Source organism: Acidimicrobiales bacterium (genome assembly GCA_025455885.1).
In the GTDB taxonomy this organism is placed as follows: domain Bacteria; phylum Actinomycetota; class Acidimicrobiia; order Acidimicrobiales; family Acidimicrobilacustridaceae; genus Rhabdothermincola_A.
This window is the reverse complement of sequence record JALOLR010000003.1, coordinates 90,344-108,680: the sequence shown is the minus strand read 5'-3', so window position 1 is coordinate 108,680 and position 18,337 is coordinate 90,344. Positions and strand designations below refer to the sequence as shown.

Here is an 18,337-nt window from a genome sequence, read left to right as displayed (position 1 = left end):
AGCGATCCCTAGGCCCGGGGATGAGTCTGATCGAGCACCGAGCGGAGTCGCTGCTTGCTGACGTGAGTGTAGTGCTGCGTGGTGCCGAGGTCGGCATGCCCCAGGAGCTCCTGCACCGTACGTATGTCGGCACCTCCGTCGAGGAGATGAGTGGCGTAGGTGTGCCGCAGGGCGTGGGGGTGGGTGGGAGCGGGCGCGCGGCGGTCGAGGATGCGCCGGACCTCCCGGTCGCCGAGGCGCCCTCCCCGCACGGCCAGGAAGACCGCGTCGGCCGGCGTGTCGGCGGTGGCGAGCTGGCGCCGGCCGTGGCCCATCCACTCCCGCAGCGCCTCGACCGTGGGGGCGCCGAGCGGCACGACCCGCTCCTTCGAGCCCTTCCCCCGGACCGTGATGCGGCGGCGATCCAGATCGAGGTCCGCCGGCCGGAGGGCGCAGACCTCGCCGACGCGGAGCCCGCTGCCGTAGAGGAGCTCGAGCACGGCGTCGTCGCGGCTGCGCAGCGCCGGCGACGGGTCGACCGTGGCCGGTGGGTCGAGGAGGGCGTCGAGCTCGTCGGCACGCAGCACCCGGGGAAGACGACCGGCCCCCCCTGGGGCGCTGAGCCCGGTGGAGGGATCGGCTCCCGACAGCCCGGTGCGGGCCGCCCAGCCGAAGTAGCGACGCAGCGAGGAGGCCTTGCGGGCGATGGTGCGTCGGGCGTAGCGACGGGTGGCGAGGTGGGCGACGTAGCGGCGTAGCGTGGTGCGGGTGACCGCGCCGGGGCCGTCGAGCCCGAGGCGGGTGGCCCACTCGACGAAGGCCTCGAGGTCGCCGCGGTACGCGCGGACGGTGGTGGGAGCGGCGCTCGTGAGCGACGCGGTGAAGCCGTCGAGCGACCAGTGGTCGCCGTCGCACTGCATCGCGGCACTGTAACCGCAGGTCAGCGGGGTCATCCAGGGTCCGTTCGGCCCATTGGGCGCGCACCCGGGTGCTCACCGGTCCGACCCTCCCGAGCTGTCGCGCCCCAGACGCTCGACCCACCCTCCGCGTCGCGCCACCCAGCCGGCCCCTTCGAGGTCGTCGAGAGCCAGCGCCACGACCCCGGTGTCGAGCCCCGTGGCCAGCACCAGTTGCTCGAGTCCCACGGCGTGCCAACCGAGTGCGTCGAGCACCTCGGCGGCCGCGCCGGTCGGGCGGGGGCGGCGCTCGCGGGCCCGGCGCCGCCCGACCACCTCCATCCCCAGGGCGAGCAGCACGTCGTCGGTGTCGCGGGCGGGCCCCCGCCCGTCGAAGAGGAGCTGGTTGGTGCCCGCCGAGCTCGGCGCCGTCACGGGGCCGGGCACGGCGAGCACGGCGCGACCCCGACGGTCGGCCTCCATGGCCGTGCCCATGGCTCCGCCGGTGGCGTGGGACTCGACGACGACCACCACGTCGGCGAGCGCCGCGATGAGTCGGTTGCGGGCCGGGAACCTCCATGGCGCGGGCGGGGTGCCGAGGGGGTACTCGCTCAGGAGCAGGCCCCCTTCGGCGACCGCCCGCCACAGTCCGCCGTGGTCTCGCGGGTACACGTGGTCGAGGCCCGAACCGACCACCCCGAGTGCCGGCGCACCGCCGACGGCCAACGCCCCGGCGTGGGCCGCACCGTCGATGCCGAGGGCCAGCCCGGAGACGACCGACACGCCGGCCTCGGACAGGCCGCGCCCCATCCGGTGGGCCACATCGATGCCGTAGGCGGTGGCGTCGCGGGTGCCGACGACGGCGGCGCGGGCGCCGGCGAGGTGGTCGGGGTCGCCCCGCCAGAACACGACCACCGGCGGGTCGTCGTCGTCGGCGAGCGCGGCAGGGAACGCCGGGGAGCCGAGGACGGCGACCCCGACCCCCGCCTCGCGGTGGGCGTCCCAGGCCCGTGCCGGGTCCAGGCGGCCCGCCTCGGCGCGCCAGCGGGCCACGACCGAGGAGGGCTGCCGGGCCCCGGCCGCGGCCAGGACCTCACCGGGCACACCCCCTGCTCGCACCCGTGCCCACCCCTCCTCGGGGCCGAACGCGTCGAGCACGGCCCGCAGCCGGGCCGGGCCGGCGCCGGGCAAGGCGGCCAGCGCCACGACGTAGGCCTCGTCGGGGAGGGCCATCTCAGCTGGCCCGCCGGCCGACGAGGAACGTCGGCTCGCTGCGCAGGTGGAGGGCGGTGGCGACGTGCTCGGCGGCGATCGGGGCGTCGTCGCCGGCGAGGTCGGCGACGGTGAGCGCCACCCGCCACACCCGGCGCAGCCCGCGGGCACTGAGCCGACCGCTGGTGAGGGCCTGCTCCACGAGCTCGGTGGCCCGGGGGGTCAGCGGCGCCAGGTGTTCGAGGTCCGCGCCGGAGAGCTCGGCGTTGGCCACCACCCCCCGGTCGGCAGCGCGACGCCGGGCCGTCGTCACCCGGGCGGCGACGACGGACGTGGGATCCCCCGACCCACCGCGGAGCAGCTGGGCGGGGTCAGGGCGCAGGACGTCGACACGCAGGTCGAAGCGATCGAGCAACGGTCCCGACACCCGGCGGCGGTAGCGCTCGAGGGCCCGGTCGCCGCAACGGCACCCCGCAGGGCTCATCCCCTCCCCGCACGGGCACGGGTTCATGGCGGCGACCAGGAGGAACCTGGCCGGCACGCTGACCCGATGGTCGGCGCGGGCGATGCGCACCACCCCGTCCTCCAGCGGCTGGCGCAGGGCGTCGAGCACCACGAGCGGGAACTCGCCGAACTCGTCGAGGAACAGCACGCCGCCGTGGGCGAGGCTGATCTCCCCGGGACGCAGGTGCGGCCCTCCCCCGCCGATCACGGCCACCGCCGACGCGCCGTGGTGCGGCGCCCGCAACGGCGGCCGGCGCACCAGCCCACCGGGCACCGGGAGTCCGGCGATGGAGTGGATGCGGGTGGCGTCGAAGGCGGTGGCGTCGTCGAGGTCCGGGAGGAGACCGGGCAGGCGGCGGGCCAGCATGGTCTTGCCGGCGCCGGGCGGCCCGGTCATCAACAGGTGGTGCCCCCCGGCGGCGGCGATCTCGAGGGCCTGACGGCCCAGCAGGTGCCCGTGCACCTCGGCGAGGTCGGGTGCGGGCGGGGCGGGCGGCTCGAGCGGCGGATCAGGCGGGTTCGGCCACGGCGCGGCGCCCCGGAGGGCCTCGACGAGACGGGCCAGTGTCGGCGCGGTGCGCACCGTGTGGCGCTCCACCACCGACGCCTCACCCACCGACGACGGCGGGACGACCACCTCCCCGTCGGCGACGGCGTCGACGAGGGAGAGCACCCCGGGGACGTGGCGCAGCGAGCCGTCGAGACCCAGCTCGCCGACGAAGGCGCGACCCTCGACCGCCTCGGGGGGCACCTGCCCGGTGGCGACGAGCACCGCGACGGCGATGGCGAGGTCGAGCCCCGCCCCCACCTTGCGCACGGTGGTGGGTGCGAGGTTGACGGTGGTGCGGCGCTGCGGCCACTCGAGCTCGCTGGTGAGCACGGCGGCGCGGGTGCGGTCGCGTGCCTCGCGGCACGAGGCGTCGGGCAGGCCGACGACGGTGAAGCCGGGCAGGCCGTTGCCGACGTGGACCTCCACGTCGACGGCGACCCCGTCGACGCCGAGCAGCGTGGCCGAGGAGACGGAGGCGAGCATGCTGCCCTCCCTGACGATCGGCCGAGGCCGACGGGTGGAGGGCGGCAGCGCCGCCGAGGTCCTGGGTCGTCACCGTAGGCCGCCGGGTCGGCGGCCACAATGGCCATCCGTACGGCCGGGCCCGACGAGCCGCGGGGACGGATCAGAGGCCCTCGCGGGTGTAGCGGACCAGGGCGTCGAGCTCGGCCTCGTCGAAGCGGCCCTTGAACGCCGGCATCGACCCCTGGCCGTTCAGGATGATCGCCTTCTGGTCCTCGACGTTCGGGTAGCGCTCGGCCACCACGCCCTCGAGCTTGGGGCCGAGCCCGCCCCCACCGCCGCGCCCGTGGCAGCTGGCGCAGTACTGGAGGTAGGTCCGCTGGCCCTGGGCCAACACCGGGTCGCTCGGCACGCTCGTGGTCTCCGACGACGAGCAGGCGGCCACGGCGAGGGCGACGGCCAGCACCGCACCGGCCACGATCGAGGGGCGCCGGATGCTCATGACGGCGACGGTAGCCGGGCACCCTCCTCGGCCCCCAAACCCGGCGGCGACCCGGATGCGCGCCCATCCGTCGCGGCAGGCGATACTGGGCACGTGGGCATGAACCCGTTCCGGCCACATCGCCGCTCCCCCGCCGACGTCGTGATGGTCGTCGCGGCGATCGCCGTGTGCGTGGCCCTCGTTGTCTGGGCGCTGTTCGGCTGATGGAGCTGGTCTTCGTCCGCCACGGCCAACCGGAGTGGGACCGCGACGGACTGGCCGTCGACGACCCGGTGCTGACCGACGACGGCCACCAGCAGGCCCGTCACCTCGGCGAGGCCTTCCTGGGCCGGCCGGTGGACCGGCTGCTGGTCTCACCGCTGATCCGGGCCCGCCAGACCGCCGAGCCGATCGCCGACGCGCTCGGGACGGAGCCCGAGATCCTCGACTGGCTGCCCGAGATCGCCGCCCCGGTGTGGCAGGGCACCCCGTCGGAGATCGTCGGCAAGGCGTTCGCCGACAGCCGCGCCCGCCCGCTCGACGAGCAGTGGGACGGGTTGCCCGGCGGGGAGAGCTTCCGGGCGTTCCACCGCCGCATCACCGAAGGGCTCGACGGACTGCTCGCCGAGATGGGGGCACGCCGGTCGGCGGGACATCCCGTCGTCTGGGACCTCGAGGACCCCGGTCCGAGGGTGGTGATCGTGGCCCACGCCGGCACCAACGCCGTCAGCCTCGGTCATCTCCTCGGCATCGATCCCGTCCCCTGGGAGTGGGAGCGGTTCGTGTCGTTCCACGCCTCGCTGAGCGTCGTCCGCCCGGTGCCGATCAGCGGCGTGCACTCGTTCAGCCTGTACCGGTTCTCCGACACGAGCCACCTGCCCGACCACCTCCACACCCGCTGAGCCGGCCGAGCGAGAGGCCGCTCAGAAGGCCGCCTCGATCACCTCGACGTCGGCGCCGATCACGCCGGCGACGTCGAAGCGCAGGTGCCCGGGTCGCGAGCCGGTCTCCTCGAGCCAGCGCACGGCGAGGCGCCGGATCCGGGCCTGCTTGGCCGGGGTGACCGCCTCGGCGGGGGAGCCGAAGGCGGCCGACGACCGGGTCTTGACCTCGCACACGACGAGGGTGCGGCCCCGGGTCAGGACGAGGTCGAGCTCGCCGTCGCGACAGCGCCAGTTGCGGGCCACCACCCGATAGCCGCGGGCCTCGTACCAGCGGGCGGCGAGGGCCTCGCCGTGGGCGCCGAGGGCCTGACGGCGCCCGGTCACCGGGTCGGCCTGATCACCGCAGCCCCAGCTCGTTCTGCGGGAGCTCCTCGACGTTGACGTCCTTGAACGTGATGACCCGGACGTGGCTCACGAACCGGTTCTGGCGGTACATGTCCCACACCCATGCGTCGCGCAGGTCCAGCTCGACGCGGGTGCGCCCGGCGTCGGCGACCACGGTCTGCTCGACCTCGTTGGCGAGGTAGAAGCGCCGCTCGGTCTCGACCACGTAGCGGAACATCGGGCAGACGTCCTTGTACTCGCGGTAGAGCTGGAGCTCGACGTCGGACTCGTAGTCCTCGAGATCGTCGGTGGTCACTGGTTGCCTCCTGCGGCCCGATCACCCGGCGGCGGGCGGCTCGGCCCGGCCCGGGCGCTCGACGCGACCCGGGTGGCACGACGCGACCCGGGCGGCACGACGACGCGGCAGGCGTCAGTCGCGCTTCTCCTTGATCTTGGCGGCCTTCCCGACCCGATCGCGCAGGTAGTAGAGCTTGGCCCGCCGGACGTCGCCACGGCTGACGACCTCGATCTTCTGCACGATCGGGGAGTGCACCGGGAAGGTGCGCTCGACCCCGACGCCGAAGCTGACCTTGCGGACCGTGAAGGTCTCGCGCACACCGTCGCCCTGGCGGCGGATGACCGCACCCTGGAAGACCTGGACCCGCTCGCGGGTGCCCTCGACCACACGGACGTGCACCTTCAGCGTGTCACCGGGGGCGAAATCGGGGATGTCGTCGCGGAGGCTCTGGAGGTCGACGAGATCGGTGGCGTTCATGCGAAGGGTTCCTGGCGTCGGTGGCCCCGGGGCGCCGAGCGGCGCCGTGGAGCGGTCGTGCGGGCGTCGTGACGCCCGAGGGGACCCTGAAGGATACGCCTCGGGCTCCCGAAGCGGCAAAGTGCCCGGTCAGGGCGCCGTCGTCGGGGCGGGGGGGCCGCCGAGGCCGTCGAACCACTCGAGCAGCGCCCGCTCCCCGGGATCGAGCCCCCCGCGGGCCTCGATGAGGTCGGGTCGGTCGCGCCGGGTGCGGTCGAGCGCCGCCGCCCGGCGCCACCGCGCCACCGCGCCGTGGTCGCCGGAGCGCAGCACGTCCGGGACCCGGTGGCCCCGGAACTCGGCGGGTCGGGTGTAGTGCGGGTACTCGAGCAGTCCGTCGGCGAAGGACTCGTCCTCGGCCGACGACGCGTTGCCCATCACCCCGGGGACGAGGCGGCCGACGGCCTCGAGCACCACGAGCGCGGCCACCTCTCCCCCACCGAGCACGTAGTCGCCGATGGACAGCTCGCCGTCGCACAGCTCGGTGCGCACCCGGTCGTCGACACCCTCGTAGCGCCCGCACAGCAACGACAGCCCGCCACCGGCGGCCAGCTCACGGGCCCAGGCCTGGTCGAGCCGGCGCCCGCCCGGCCCCAGCAGGAACAGGGGACGGGCGGGATCGGCGGCCTCCACCGAGGCGAAGACCGGCTCGGGCCGCAGCACCATGCCGGCGCCGCCCCCGAACGGGGCGTCGTCGACGCTGCGGTGCACGTCGGTGGTGTGCTCGCGGAGGTCGTGGACCCGAACGTCGAGCACGCCGCGCGCCCGAGCCCGACCGAGCAGGCTCTCGCCCGCGGCGGCGTCGACCATGTCCGGGAGGATGGTGAACACGTCGAACCGGAACACCGCGGTCACCCCGCCGGTGCGTCCAGGTCGAACAGACCAGCCGGCACCTCGACCACGAGGCGCCCGTCGTCGTCGCGGCCCCGGAGGAACGTCAACGGGACCAGGGCGCCCGACGCCAGGACCAACAGGTCGCTGGCCGGATTGGCCTGGACGGCCTCGACGACCCCCCGCGAGGTCCCGTCCGGCTCGACCACCTCCCGACCCACGAGCTCGTGCACCCACAGGGCGTCGGGGTCGGCGCCCGCCGGCGGGGCCGCACCGAGCAGCACGGCACCCACGAGGAGGTCGGCGTCCTCCCGACGATCGCACCCCTCGAAGCCGACGATCCACCGGCCCTGGTGCGGGCGCGACGAGGCGACGATCAGCTCCCGGTCGCCGGCGCGCAACCGGGATCCCGGTGCGACACGGCTCTCCTCTGTGGAGGTGAGCGTGACGAGGAGCTCGCCGCGCAGTCCGTGCGGCCGACCGATCCGCCCGACCTCCAACAGACCGGTCACGTCAGTCGACGAACTCGACCTCGACGTCGATGCCGTCACGGACGGCCGCGGCGCGGACCACGGTCCGGATCGACTGGGCCACCCGACCGCGCTTGCCGATGACGCGACCCATGTCGCCCTCGCCGACGTGCACGTTGAGCACCGGACGGCGCCCTCGGGCGTCGAGGTCGACCTCGACGGCCGCCGGATCGGCCACCAACGCCTTGACGAGGTACTCGAGCACCTCGATGGCGACGGGAGCGTCGATCGGCTCGTCGTCCTCGCGCTCGTCCTGGTCGGTCACCCCGGTCTCGACGGCGTCGCTCACGACGCTGCGCCGGAGAACTGGTCCATGGCCCCGGAGATCTTCAGCAGCTTGGCGACCGCCTCGGTGGGCTGGGCGCCCTTGCGCAGCCAGGCCACGGCCTTGTCGTTGTCGACGGTGATCGCCGACGGCTCGCGGCGGGGGTCGTAGTGACCGACGATCTCGATGAAACGACCGTTGCGGGGCGACCGGGCGTCGGCAGCGACGATGCGGTAGGTCGGCTGCTTGGTCTTGCCCATCCGCATCAGGCGGAGCTTTACCACGTGGTTCTTCTCTCTGGTCGGGGTCGGCGCGTCGGTGAAGGGGCCGGCGCCGGGAGACGGCGCACAGGCGACCGTCCATGGTGAGGCACAGAGCCGGTGCGAGGCAAGTCGGCAGACTGCGGGCAGAGCCTACCGGGCGCCCCCGGGACCGCCTCCCGGTGCGCCGCCGCCGAGGTCGGGCAGCCCCGGGAGACCCGGGAGACCGGTGCCGGGCCCGCCCAGCGCGGCCGGATCGAACTCGGGGAGGCGCAGCGGGGCCTTGCCCTTCGGCGCCACCCGTCCCCCGCCGCTCCGTCCGCCGCGTCCGGCCTTGGCCTTGCCCTTGGCGGCCTTGCGGCGCGACTTGGCGATCTTCTTCGAACCCGCGCCGCCCATGCGCTTCATCATCTTCGAGACCTCCTTGAACTGCTTCACGAGGTCGCCGACCTGGGTGGGCTCGGTGCCCGAGCCCTTGGCGATGCGGGCGCGACGGGACGCGTCGATGAGGTCGGGATCGGTGCGCTCGGCGACGGTCATCGAACGGATGATGGCTTCGATGCGGGCGATCTCCCGGTCGTCGATCTGCGCGTCGCGGACCTCCTTGGGCACACCGGGCAACATGCCCAGGACCCCCGACAGCGGGCCCATCTTCTTGAGCTGCTGCATCTGGTCGAGGAAGTCGTCGAAGGTGAACTGGCCCTCGAGCAGTCGGGCGGCGGCCGCCTCGGCCTGGTCCTTCTCGTAGACCTCCTCGGCCTTCTCGATCAGGGTGAGGACGTCGCCCATGCCGAGGATGCGCCCGGCGAGGCGGTCGGGGTGGAAGAGGTCGAAGTCCTTCAGCTTCTCGCCGGTCGAGGCGAACGCGATCGGACGGCCGACGACCTCCTTGACACTGAGCGCCGCACCGCCGCGTGCGTCGCCGTCGAGCTTCGTGAGGATGACCCCGTCGAGCTCGAGCGTGGCGTGGAACGCCTCGGCGGTCGATACGGCGTCCTGACCGGTCATGGCGTCGATGACGAGGAACGTGTAGTCGGGGGAGACGGCTTCGGAGATCCGCCGCACCTCGTCCATGAGGTCCGCGTCGATGGCGAGGCGTCCGGCGGTGTCGACGATGACGACGTCCCGACCGGTGCGGCGTGCCTCGGCGACCGCGCCGGCGGCCACCGCCACCGGGTCGGTGTCCTCGGACCACACCGGCACCTCGATCTGACCGCCCAGGGTGCGGAGCTGTTCCACCGCGGCCGGCCGTTGGAGGTCGGCGCCCACGAGGAGCGGGTGGCGGCCCTGGCTCTTGAACCAGCGGGCGAGCTTGGCGGAGTTGGTGGTCTTTCCCGAGCCCTGGAGGCCGGCCATCAACACGACCGTCGGAGGCTTCGGGTTGAACGAGATGGTGATGGTCTCGCCGCCGAGAGTGGCGGTGAGCTCCTCGTTGACGATCTTGACGATCTGCTGCCCGGGGTTCAGCGCCCCGGACACCTCGACGCCGAGCGCCCGCTCGCGGACCCGGGCCACGAAGCTCTTGACGACCGTGAAGTTGACGTCCGCCTCGAGCAGGGCGAGACGGATCTCGCGCAGCGCCTCGTCGACGTCGGCCTCGGACAGCCGGCCCTTGCCCCGGAGGCGACCGAGGACCCCCTCGAAACGGTCGGACAGGGTCTCAAACATCGACGGCCACCTCGTCGGGGAGGTCGGGAACGGACGGTGGTTCGGCGGGCGGGGCACCGGAGAGGCGGATGGCGAGCTCGCGACCGATCAGTGCGCCGAGCACCAGACCGACCACCAACGCCAGGACCGCCTTCGGGCCGAGGGCCCGCCCGGCGGCGGCACTGCCCTTCACGGGCAGCGACCCGGCTGCGTACCCGGCGCGGAACGCCACCTCACCGGTGGCGAACACCAGCTTCGTGGACACGACCAGCGTGCGGGCCAGCAGGTGGAAGGGGAACAGGAGGAACCTCACGAGAACAACGCCTCGACGAACTCGTCGGCGTCGAACGGGACGAGGTCCTCGGCACCCTCGCCGAGCCCGACCAGCTTCACCGGGATCCCCAGCTGCGTCTGGATGGCGACCACGATGCCGCCCTTGGCCGACCCGTCGAGCTTGGTGAGCACGACCCCGGTCACCTCGACGGCCTCGGTGAACTGCGACGCCTGGACGAGGCCGTTCTGCCCGGTGGTGGCGTCGAGCACGAGGAGGACCTCGGTCACCTCGCCGACGCCCTTGTCGGCGACCCGGCGCACCTTGCGCAGCTCGTCCATCAGGTTGACCTTGGTGTGGAGTCGGCCGGCGGTGTCGGCGAGCACCAGGTCGGCGCCGCGGGCGCCGGCCGCCTCGACGGCGTCGAAGATGACCGCGCCCGGGTCGCTGCCCTCGTTGCCGCGCACCAGATCGGCCCCCGAGCGGTCGGCCCACATGCCGAGCTGCTCGGCGGCGGCGGCTCGGAAGGTGTCGCCGGCGGCCATGACCACCTTGTACCCGGCGTCGGCCTCACGCTTGCCGAGCTTGCCGATGGTGGTCGTCTTGCCGACGCCGTTGACGCCCACGAACAGCCAGATGGTGGGTCCGTCACCCGTGGAGCGGACGAGGTCCACGTCGAAGCCGCTGAGGCGCCGCGTCAGCTCGACCTTCAGCGCGTCGAGGAGCTGGGCGCCGTCCTCGAGGCCCTCGGTCCGCACCTGGGCCCGGAGCACGTCGAGCAGCTCCTGGGTGGCCTCGACCCCGACATCGGCACGGATCAGCGCCTCCTCGAGCTCGTCCCAGGTCTCCTCGTCGATGCGGGTGCGCCCGGTGAGCGAGCCGACGTAGCCCGACAGCAGCCCGCGGGCCTTGCTGAGCCGATCCCGGAAACGAGGGCGGGCCGGCGCGACGGGGGCCGCCGCGGCGGTGACGGCCTCGGCCTCGGCGACGACGTCGTGCTCGACGAGCTCGACCCCCGGCCCGGCGTCGGCTCCCGTCGTGGACGTGTCGGGTGCGACGGGCGTGGCGTCGGCCTCGGTGGCACCCGGGGAGAGGACGGTGGGGCGGGCGGGCGGCGGCTCGAGGGCGGTGTCGCGGCGACGACCGCGCACCAGCGCCAGGGCGGTGCCGACGACGACGCCGAGGGCGACGAGGACGACGAGGACGATGAGGACGGCTTCCATGGCCGGGTCAGCCTACTGACGCCCCGCCGGGCCCGACGCGGCCGCAAGGGTCGGTCGCGTCGGGCCCGGGGTCAGGGCACCCCAGCGGGGCCTAGGACCCGCCCAGGGTGCCCAAGGTCACCTCGACGGCGACCGTCCGGCCGTCGCGCAGCACCTCGACGGTGACCGTGTCGCCCGGGCTGTAGGAGCTGACGACGCCCCGGAGCTGTTCGAAGGACCGGATCTCGTCGCCATCGACGGCGACGATGGTGTCGCCGACCTGGATCCCTCCGGCCTCGGCGGCGCCGCCCGCCACCAGGCTCTCGACGTAGGCGCCGGCGTCGCCGGTCGGGGTCTCGGGGGGACCGGAGAGCCCGAGGCCCGCCTTGGCCACCGACTGGCCGTTCACGATCTTGTCGGCGGTCTTGCGGGCCGTCTCGATCGGGATGGCGAAGCCGATCCCGTTGTTCTCGCCCGACTGGCTGAAGATGGCCGTGTTGATGCCGATGAGCTGGCCGTTGCGGTTGACCAGCGCGCCACCCGAGTTGCCGGGGTTGATGGAGGCGTCGGTCTGGATCATGTTGACGACCACGCCCTTGTCGTTGTCGACCGGGCGGTTGACGGCCGACACGATGCCGGCGGTCACCGTCTGTTCGAGACCGAAGGGGCTGCCGAGCGCCACGGCCGTCTGGCCGACGATCGGATCGGTCTCGGAGAGGGGCACGACCGGCAGGTCGGCCCCCTCGACCTCCACCACGGCGATGTCGGTGCCGGTGTCGGTGCCGAGGACACGACCCTCGAGGGCCTGGCCGTCCGCGGTGCGGACGGTGACGCTGGTGTCGGGCCCGACGACGTGGGCGTTGGTGAGGATCAGCCCGTCGCGGTACACGACACCCGAGCCGAGCCCGTTGGTGACCTCGATCTGGACGACCGAGGGGGAGAGCGCCTCGGCCACGGCGGCCAGCGGCTCGACGGTCGGGTCGACGGTGACGCTGGGGACGGTGGGCGCGGACGCCGAAGGGGCCCGGACCACCGTGGCGGCGTTCTGGTCCTCGGTGACCGCCCGGATACCGAAGCCCGATCCGACGAGGGCGGCGGCGAAGACCATCGCGCCGACGACCTTGAGACCCGTGTGTCGCGAGGGCGGCGCGCCGACGGGGGGCAGCGCGGGCGGCGGCGTGGGTGCCGGGCCGAGCGACCACCCCGTGCCCATCGGCGGAGCCGGTGGTGCGGGGGGCGGAGGAGGCGGGGGCGGACCGTCGACCGTGGGGACGAACGACGGGGCCGGCGCGTAGGGCGGGGGCACCGGGGGGATCGGCGGGAGGGACACCTCGGTGGGGCGCTCGGCGGTCGGCCACGCCGGGTTGGGCGGCGGAGGGGGGCCGGCGGGGGCGGGCTGCGCACCGGGCTGCTCGAGCGTGCGGCGGGCCGCCTCGTCACCCGGATCGAGGTGATCGTGGTTGCCCAGCGGCGGGCGGTGCGGGGGGTTCGGGTCCCAGGTCATCGGTGCTCCTGAGGAAGGCCCGTGGGGTGCGGGCGGGGGGCGGAGGGGGTGGCACCGGGTGGCGCCTCGGAACCGACGGTACGGGGCCCGCCGAAAAACGCGCCGAAAGCAAAGCGATGGGACAACGAAAGAGACCGGAACGACGTCACCCCGACGACGGGGCCGACGGGGGCGGCAGAGCCGGCAACCACAGGGCGAACGCCGCTCCCTGCCCCGGCACCGACGCCAGCTTGACCTCGCCACCGTGGGCCTCCGCCGTCTGACGCACGATGGTCAGCCCCAGTCCGCTGCGGCCGTTCTCGCGCCCTTCGCGGGGGTTGCCCCGCCAGAAGCGCTGGAACACCCGCTCCTGGTCGGCCGGGTCGATCCCCGGGCCCTGGTCCTCGACCGAGAGCCACACCCACGGGCCCTCCCGGCCGGCCCGCAGCCGGATCGTGGTGCCCGGCGGCGAGTGGTGGACCGCGTTGGCCAGGAGGTTGGCCAACGCCTGGCGCAGCGCCAGACGGTCGCCGAGCACCCACAGGCCGGCGTCGGTGACCTGGTCGAGACCGACGCCCTCGGCCTCGGCGACCCCGACGAACTCGTCGGCGGCCTCCGCGACGAGCGACGCCGCGTCGACCGGCTGGCGATCGAGGGAGAGGGTGCCCTTCCGGGCGTAGACGAGCAGGTCGTCCACGAGCCTGGCCATCCGCTCGGTCGACCGCTCGACGACCTCGGCGGTGCGACGGAGGTCCTCGGCGCTGGCATCGGGGTCGGCGAGGGTGACCTCGAGGTTGGTGCGGATCACCGCCAACGGGTTGCGCAGCTCGTGGCTGGCCTCGTGGATGAACTGGCGCTGCCCCTCGAAGGCCTCGTCGAGGCGGCCGAGCATGCCGTCGAAGGTGTCGGCGAGCCGGCGCAGCTCGTCGTCGGGGCCGCCGAGGTCGATGCGCCGGCTGAGGTCGCTGACCTGGATCTCGCGAACCGTGGAGGTGATCTGACCGATGGGTCGCAGCATCCGGCCGCTGACGAGCCATCCCACCGCCAGACTGACGAAGAACAGCCCCAACAGGGCGCTGAGCGAGTAGACGCGCAGCGCGTCGAGGGCCCGCTCGTTCACCTGGTTCTGCAGGAGCTGGGCCTGGTCGATCTGCAGGAACGTGCCGCCCGGGCCGTCGAAGACCACACCGATGGTCTGGTTCTGGAGCGAGTAGCGCAGGCCGAAGTACAGCGAGGCGACGGCCAGGGCGGCGAGGCCGAAGACGACCGTGGAATACACGAGCGTGAGCCGGAACCGGATCGAACCCGCCCAGGGCGGGAGGTGGTCGGCCAGGCGCCGCCCGCGCGAGTGCAGTCGGGTCCTCACCTCGACCGCCGGGTACTCGCCGGTGGGGGGCTCGCGGACCAGCGGCGAGACCTCGGGGAGCCGACCGACGGGGGCGCTCACGAGCCGGACCCGTCGACGAGCCGGTAGCCGCGCCCGATGACCGTCTCGATGACCGAGTCCTCGCCACCGGCCATGAGCTTGCGCCGCAGGGTGCCCACCGTGACCCGGACGGTGTTGGTGAACGGGTCGGCGTGCTCGTCCCAGACGTGCTCGAGGAGGACCTCCTGGGAGAGGACCTCACCGGGACGGGTCATGAAGTAGCGCAACAGCGCGAACTCCTTCGCCGTCAACTCGAGGCGCCGGCCGCCGCGGGTCGCGTCGTGGCGGGCGTCGTCGAGCTCGACGTCGCCCACGACGTAGCGCGACGAGGTACCGGCCGTGTCGCGGCGGAGCAACGACCGGACCCGGGCGGTGAGCTCGGGGAAGGCGAACGGCTTGACCAGGTAGTCGTCGGCCCCGTCGTCGAGCCCGGCCACCCGGTCGTCGAGGCTGTCCCGAGCGGTCAGCATCAGCACACGCGGTTGCGGGTCGAGCGGCTCGGCGCGGATCCGACGGCACACCTCCCGTCCATCGGTGCCGGGCATGGTGATGTCGAGGCACAGGAGGTCGTACTGGTTGACCAACGCCTTGTCGAGGGCCTCGTCGCCGTCGTGGGCCACGTCGACGGCGTAGCCCTCGCGCCGCAGGCCGCGCGCCACGGCCTCGGCCAGCTCGACCTCGTCGTCCACCACCAGCACGCGCACGGCTCGAAGGCTAGAGCCGCCGGCGGCCCGGTTGGCCCCACCGCCGCCGCGACGCACGGCCATCGAACGTGTCCGGTGCGCTCGTCGCGGGCTCGACGCTTTACCGTGACCTTCGCGGCAGCGTGGTTGTGTCGCCCGGTGACCGCCACCGACCCCTACCCCCGGCCCGCCCCCCAGGAGCCCCCCATGGACACCGTGGAGCCCGCACCGCCGGCCCCCGAGAGCGACGCCGTCCGCCTCGAGCGAGCCCTGTTCGAGGTGAAGAAGGTCATCGTCGGACAGGACCGCACGATCGAGCGGCTCTTCGTGGGGCTGCTGGCCCGGGGCCACATCCTGTTGGAAGGGGTGCCCGGCCTGGCCAAGACCCTCGCCGTGGAGACGCTCGCCACCGTGATCGGCGGCTCCTACGCCCGCCTCCAGTTCACGCCCGACCTCTTGCCGGCCGACCTCGTCGGCACGCGCATCTTCCGGTCGTCGAGCGAGCAGTTCGACATCGAGTGGGGGCCGATCTTCGCCAACATCGTCCTCGCCGACGAGATCAACCGCGCCCCGGCCAAGGTCCAGTCGGCGCTCCTCGAGGCGATGGCCGAGCACCAGGTCTCGATCGCCGGCACGACCCGCGCCCTGCCCGAGCCCTTCCTCGTCATGGCGACCCAGAACCCGATCGAGAGCGAAGGCGTGTACCCGCTGCCGGAGGCGCAGCGAGACCGATTCCTGATGAAGGTCGTGCTCGGCTACCCCTCGCCGGTCGAGGAGGCCCAGATCGTGGCCCGCATGGGTGTTCGCCCTCCCCGTGCCCAGCAGGCCCTCTCCCTCGACGACCTCGTCGCGCTCCAGGGCGCCGCCGACGACGTGCAGGTCGCGCCGAGCGTCGCCGACTACGCCGTGCGCCTCGTGGTCGCCACCCGCGAGCCGGCGGCACACGGCCTGCCCGAGCTCACCGAGCTCGTCTCGTGGGGGGCCAGCCCCCGGGCGACGCTCGGACTCGTCGCCGCCGGGCGCGCGCTGGCCCTGCTGCGGGGCCGGTCCTACGTCGTCCCCCAGGACGTCTTCGACGTGGCGCCCGACGTGCTGCGGCATCGGGTCGTCCCGTCCTACGAGGCCCTCGCCCAGGGCCTGTCGGTCGAGCAGATCCTCGCCCGGCTCCTCTCGACGGTGCCGGCCCCCGCAGTGAGCCCGGCCCAGGACCCGACGTCGGTGCGCCTCCCGTGAACGACGGTCCCACGGGTCCGCCGAACCGGCGACCCGAACCGCACGAACGGTCGCCGATGGTCGCCGGGCTGCGCACCCCGGACGCCCCGGCCGTGGCGGGCACCCCCGCCGCCGAGGTCCTGCGCCGTCTCGAGCTCGCCGTGACCCGGAGGCTCGACGGCCTCCTCCAGGGCGACCACCGAGGCCTCACCCCCGGGCACGGGTCCGACCCCGGGGAGATCCGGGCCTACCAGCCGGGTGACGACGTCCGTCGCATCGACTGGAACGTCACCGCCCGACTCCGCGACACCCACGTCCGCGACACCGTCGCCGACCGGGAGCTCGAGACCTGGGTCCTGGTCGACGCCTCGGCCAGCCTCGCCTTCGGCAGCGCCCTCGCGGAGAAGCGGGACCTCGCCCTCGCCGGCGTCGCCGCGGTGGCATTCCTCACCACCCGCACGGGGAACCGGATCGGTGCGCTGACGGTCGACGGGAGCGGCACCACCGTCACCGTCCCGGCCCGGGGCGGTCGGGTCCACACCCAGGCGCTCCTCCGGCGGGTGCTGGCCGCCGTGGAGGAGCCCCCTGCGGGCAGGGTGGACCTCGCTCGGTCCCTCGTCCGCCTCGGCTCGCTGGCCCGCCGGCGAGGGTTGGTGGTCATCGTGTCCGACTTCCTCGACACCGGCGAGTGGACGACTGCGCTGCGGGCACTCGCGCTGCGCCACGACGTCGTGTGCCTCGAGGTCGTCGACCCGCTCGAGCTCGCCCTCCCGGCGGTCGGCGCCCTGCACCTGCTCGACCCGGAGACCGGCGAGGAGCTCGAGGTGCGCACCGACGACGGACGGCTCCGAGAGCGCTACGCCCGGGCCGCCGCCGAGCAGCGCACCGCCATCGCCGGCCGGATGCGCGCCGCCGGCGCCGACCACCTCCAGCTCCGCACCGACCGGGACTGGCTGCTCGACCTGGCCCGCTTCGTGTCGCGACGCCGGGACCGCGTCGACTCGTTGTCGAGGGCGATCGCCCACCAGGTGGGGTCGTCGTGACCCTCTTCGCCCTCGGCTTCCTCGACCCGCTGCGGCTCTGGCTGCTCCTCGGGATCCTCGCGCTCGTCGTCGTGTACGTCGTGGTGCAGCAACGCCGCCGGCGCTACGCGGTGCGCTTCACCAACCTCGATCTCCTCGCCTCCGTCGCACCGCGTCGACCGGGATGGCGGCGCCACGCCACGGCCGCGGTCTACCTCGTCGCGCTGGCGGCCATGGTCGTCGCCTTCGCTCGACCGACCTGGGAGACCCAGGTCCCCCGCGAGCGCGCCACGGTGATGCTGGCCATCGACACCTCGCTGTCCATGGACGCCACCGACGTCGACCCGTCGCGCCTGCAGGCCGCACAACGGGCGGCCGTCTCCTTCCTCGACCAGGTGCCGGCCACCGTGAACGTCGGACTGGTCACCTTCAACGCCGCGGCGTCACTGCGGGTGCCGCCGACCACCGACCGCGATGCGGTCCGCACCGCCATCGCCAACGTGCAGCTCGGGGAGCGCACCGCCATCGGCGAGGCCATCTTCACCAGCCTCGACGCGCTCACCACGGTGCCGCCCGCAGAGGACGGCAGCCCCGTCCCGGCCGCGGTGGTGCTGATGTCGGACGGCACGAACACCAACGGCCGCTCCGACGCCCAGGCCTCGGCGGCCGCGGCCGAGGCCGGCGTCCCGGTGTCGACGATCGCCTTCGGCACCGACGAGGGGTTCATCACCCTGCCGGACCAGGCGGCCATCATCCCGGTCCCCGTCGACCGCCCCGCCCTCGAGGCGATCGCCGACGCCACCGACGGCCGCTTCTACGAGGCCACCACCGAGTCGGAGCTGCGCGAGGTGTACGCCACCATCGGCTCGTCGGTGGGATTCGAGACCGTCGACACCGAGGTCACCAGCTGGTTCGTCGGCGGGGCGCTCGTGTTCCTCTTCGTCGCCGGCGGCCTCAGCCTCGCCTGGTTCTCCCGCCTTCCGTGATCCCTGCGCCCTCGTCGGCTGTCGCCTCCTCGGGACGCGGTGCGGCTCGGTCGCTCGCGCTTCCCCTCGCCGTGACCTCTGCGCCCTCGTCGGCTCCGCCTCCTCGGGACGCGGTGTGGCTCGGTCGCTGGCGCTTCCCCTCGCCGTGACCTTGGCGCCCTCGTCGGCTCCGCCTCCTCGGGACGCGGTGTGGCTCGGTCGCTGGCGCTTCCCCTCGCCACCTGGCACCACCCGCCCCCCGGAGCTCACGACCCTGAGCACGGTGCGCAGACCGACCCGGCTCCGCCTCCTCGGGACGCGGTGCGGCTCGGTCGCGGCGCTTCCCCTCGCCACCTGCGAACAACCGCTCCCCC

The 18,337-nt window shown here is 73.9% G+C and carries 21 protein-coding genes; 4 read left to right on the top strand and 17 right to left on the bottom strand.

Annotated features, from left to right (window positions below):
• Positions 1-8: 8 nt before the first annotated feature.
• From MUE36_03565 to MUE36_03550, 4 genes are all read right to left on the bottom strand, one after another.
• Positions 9-899 carry a tyrosine-type recombinase/integrase gene (locus MUE36_03565; GenBank protein ID MCU0310004.1) on the bottom strand — a complete coding sequence of 297 codons (891 nt, stop codon included), beginning with the start codon at positions 897-899 and terminating at the stop codon, positions 9-11.
• A 72-nt stretch (positions 900-971) separates the two neighbouring features.
• Complete coding sequence (gene dprA, locus MUE36_03560) at positions 972-2,108, bottom strand: DNA-processing protein DprA (GenBank protein MCU0310003.1); 1,137 nt, start codon at positions 2,106-2,108, stop codon at positions 972-974.
• Position 2,109: 1 nt separating this feature from the next.
• Positions 2,110-3,624 carry a YifB family Mg chelatase-like AAA ATPase gene (locus MUE36_03555; GenBank protein MCU0310002.1) on the bottom strand — a complete coding sequence of 505 codons (1,515 nt, stop codon included), beginning with the start codon at positions 3,622-3,624 and terminating at the stop codon, positions 2,110-2,112.
• Between the two features lie 142 nt (positions 3,625-3,766).
• A complete protein-coding gene (locus tag MUE36_03550; protein MCU0310001.1) occupies positions 3,767-4,105 on the bottom strand; it encodes a cytochrome c in 339 nt (112 codons plus the stop codon).
• Positions 4,106-4,308: 203 nt separating this feature from the next.
• On the opposite strand from MUE36_03550, the gene MUE36_03545 reads away from it, so the two are divergent.
• Positions 4,309-4,986, top strand: a complete 678-nt coding sequence (locus tag MUE36_03545) for a histidine phosphatase family protein (GenBank protein MCU0310000.1) — start codon at positions 4,309-4,311, stop codon at positions 4,984-4,986.
• Between the two features lie 21 nt (positions 4,987-5,007).
• Here MUE36_03545 and MUE36_03540 read toward each other — a convergent pair whose 3' ends face one another.
• The 13 genes from MUE36_03540 to MUE36_03480 all read right to left on the bottom strand — a co-directional run bounded on the left by MUE36_03540 (position 5,008) and on the right by MUE36_03480 (position 14,785).
• Positions 5,008-5,352 (bottom strand): YraN family protein, encoded by a 345-nt coding sequence (locus MUE36_03540; GenBank protein ID MCU0309999.1) that lies wholly within the window; start codon positions 5,350-5,352, stop codon positions 5,008-5,010.
• Between the two features lie 13 nt (positions 5,353-5,365).
• Entirely contained in the window at positions 5,366-5,668 is a 303-nt protein-coding gene (locus MUE36_03535) for a DUF2469 domain-containing protein (protein MCU0309998.1), read from the bottom strand.
• Between the two features lie 114 nt (positions 5,669-5,782).
• Positions 5,783-6,127 carry a 50S ribosomal protein L19 gene (gene rplS, locus MUE36_03530; protein MCU0309997.1) on the bottom strand — a complete coding sequence of 115 codons (345 nt, stop codon included), beginning with the start codon at positions 6,125-6,127 and terminating at the stop codon, positions 5,783-5,785.
• 129 nt (positions 6,128-6,256) lie between these two features.
• Complete coding sequence (gene trmD / locus MUE36_03525; GenBank protein ID MCU0309996.1) at positions 6,257-7,021, bottom strand: tRNA (guanosine(37)-N1)-methyltransferase TrmD; 765 nt, start codon at positions 7,019-7,021, stop codon at positions 6,257-6,259.
• Positions 7,018-7,509 (bottom strand): hypothetical protein, encoded by a 492-nt coding sequence (locus tag MUE36_03520; protein ID MCU0309995.1) that lies wholly within the window; start codon positions 7,507-7,509, stop codon positions 7,018-7,020. The genes trmD and MUE36_03520 overlap by 4 nt, the downstream gene beginning before the upstream one ends.
• Before the next feature lies 1 nt (position 7,510).
• A complete protein-coding gene (locus MUE36_03515; protein MCU0309994.1) occupies positions 7,511-7,816 on the bottom strand; it encodes a KH domain-containing protein in 306 nt (101 codons plus the stop codon).
• Positions 7,813-8,058, bottom strand: coding sequence for a 30S ribosomal protein S16 (gene rpsP, locus MUE36_03510; protein ID MCU0309993.1), 246 nt, complete (start codon positions 8,056-8,058; stop codon positions 7,813-7,815). Before rpsP ends, MUE36_03515 begins: the two co-directional genes overlap by 4 nt.
• A 147-nt stretch (positions 8,059-8,205) precedes the next feature.
• The gene (ffh, locus tag MUE36_03505) at positions 8,206-9,720 is read right to left on the bottom strand and encodes a signal recognition particle protein (GenBank protein MCU0309992.1); all 1,515 of its coding nucleotides are present in this window, start codon (positions 9,718-9,720) and stop codon (positions 8,206-8,208) included.
• A complete protein-coding gene (locus MUE36_03500; protein ID MCU0309991.1) occupies positions 9,713-10,012 on the bottom strand; it encodes a hypothetical protein in 300 nt (99 codons plus the stop codon). The genes ffh and MUE36_03500 overlap by 8 nt, the downstream gene beginning before the upstream one ends.
• Positions 10,009-11,193 (bottom strand): signal recognition particle-docking protein FtsY, encoded by a 1,185-nt coding sequence (ftsY, locus tag MUE36_03495; GenBank protein MCU0309990.1) that lies wholly within the window; start codon positions 11,191-11,193, stop codon positions 10,009-10,011. The genes MUE36_03500 and ftsY overlap by 4 nt, the downstream gene beginning before the upstream one ends.
• 91 nt (positions 11,194-11,284) lie before the next feature.
• A complete protein-coding gene (locus MUE36_03490; protein ID MCU0309989.1) occupies positions 11,285-12,676 on the bottom strand; it encodes a trypsin-like peptidase domain-containing protein in 1,392 nt (463 codons plus the stop codon).
• 145 nt (positions 12,677-12,821) lie between these two features.
• Positions 12,822-14,102, bottom strand: a complete 1,281-nt coding sequence (locus MUE36_03485; protein ID MCU0309988.1) for a HAMP domain-containing histidine kinase — start codon at positions 14,100-14,102, stop codon at positions 12,822-12,824.
• Positions 14,099-14,785, bottom strand: a complete 687-nt coding sequence (locus tag MUE36_03480; protein MCU0309987.1) for a response regulator transcription factor — start codon at positions 14,783-14,785, stop codon at positions 14,099-14,101. Before MUE36_03480 ends, MUE36_03485 begins: the two co-directional genes overlap by 4 nt.
• 186 nt (positions 14,786-14,971) lie before the next feature.
• Here MUE36_03480 and MUE36_03475 point away from each other — a divergent pair, with 186 nt between their 5' ends.
• Genes MUE36_03475 through MUE36_03465 form a run of 3 tightly spaced genes read left to right on the top strand, consistent with a single transcriptional unit; the run spans position 14,972 to position 17,984 of the window.
• Complete coding sequence (locus MUE36_03475; protein MCU0309986.1) at positions 14,972-15,997, top strand: MoxR family ATPase; 1,026 nt, start codon at positions 14,972-14,974, stop codon at positions 15,995-15,997.
• Positions 15,998-16,053: 56 nt separating this feature from the next.
• Positions 16,054-17,019 (top strand): DUF58 domain-containing protein, encoded by a 966-nt coding sequence (locus MUE36_03470; protein MCU0309985.1) that lies wholly within the window; start codon positions 16,054-16,056, stop codon positions 17,017-17,019.
• Positions 17,016-17,984 carry a VWA domain-containing protein gene (locus MUE36_03465; protein ID MCU0309984.1) on the top strand — a complete coding sequence of 323 codons (969 nt, stop codon included), beginning with the start codon at positions 17,016-17,018 and terminating at the stop codon, positions 17,982-17,984. The genes MUE36_03470 and MUE36_03465 overlap by 4 nt, the downstream gene beginning before the upstream one ends.
• Positions 17,985-18,337 lie beyond the last annotated feature (353 nt).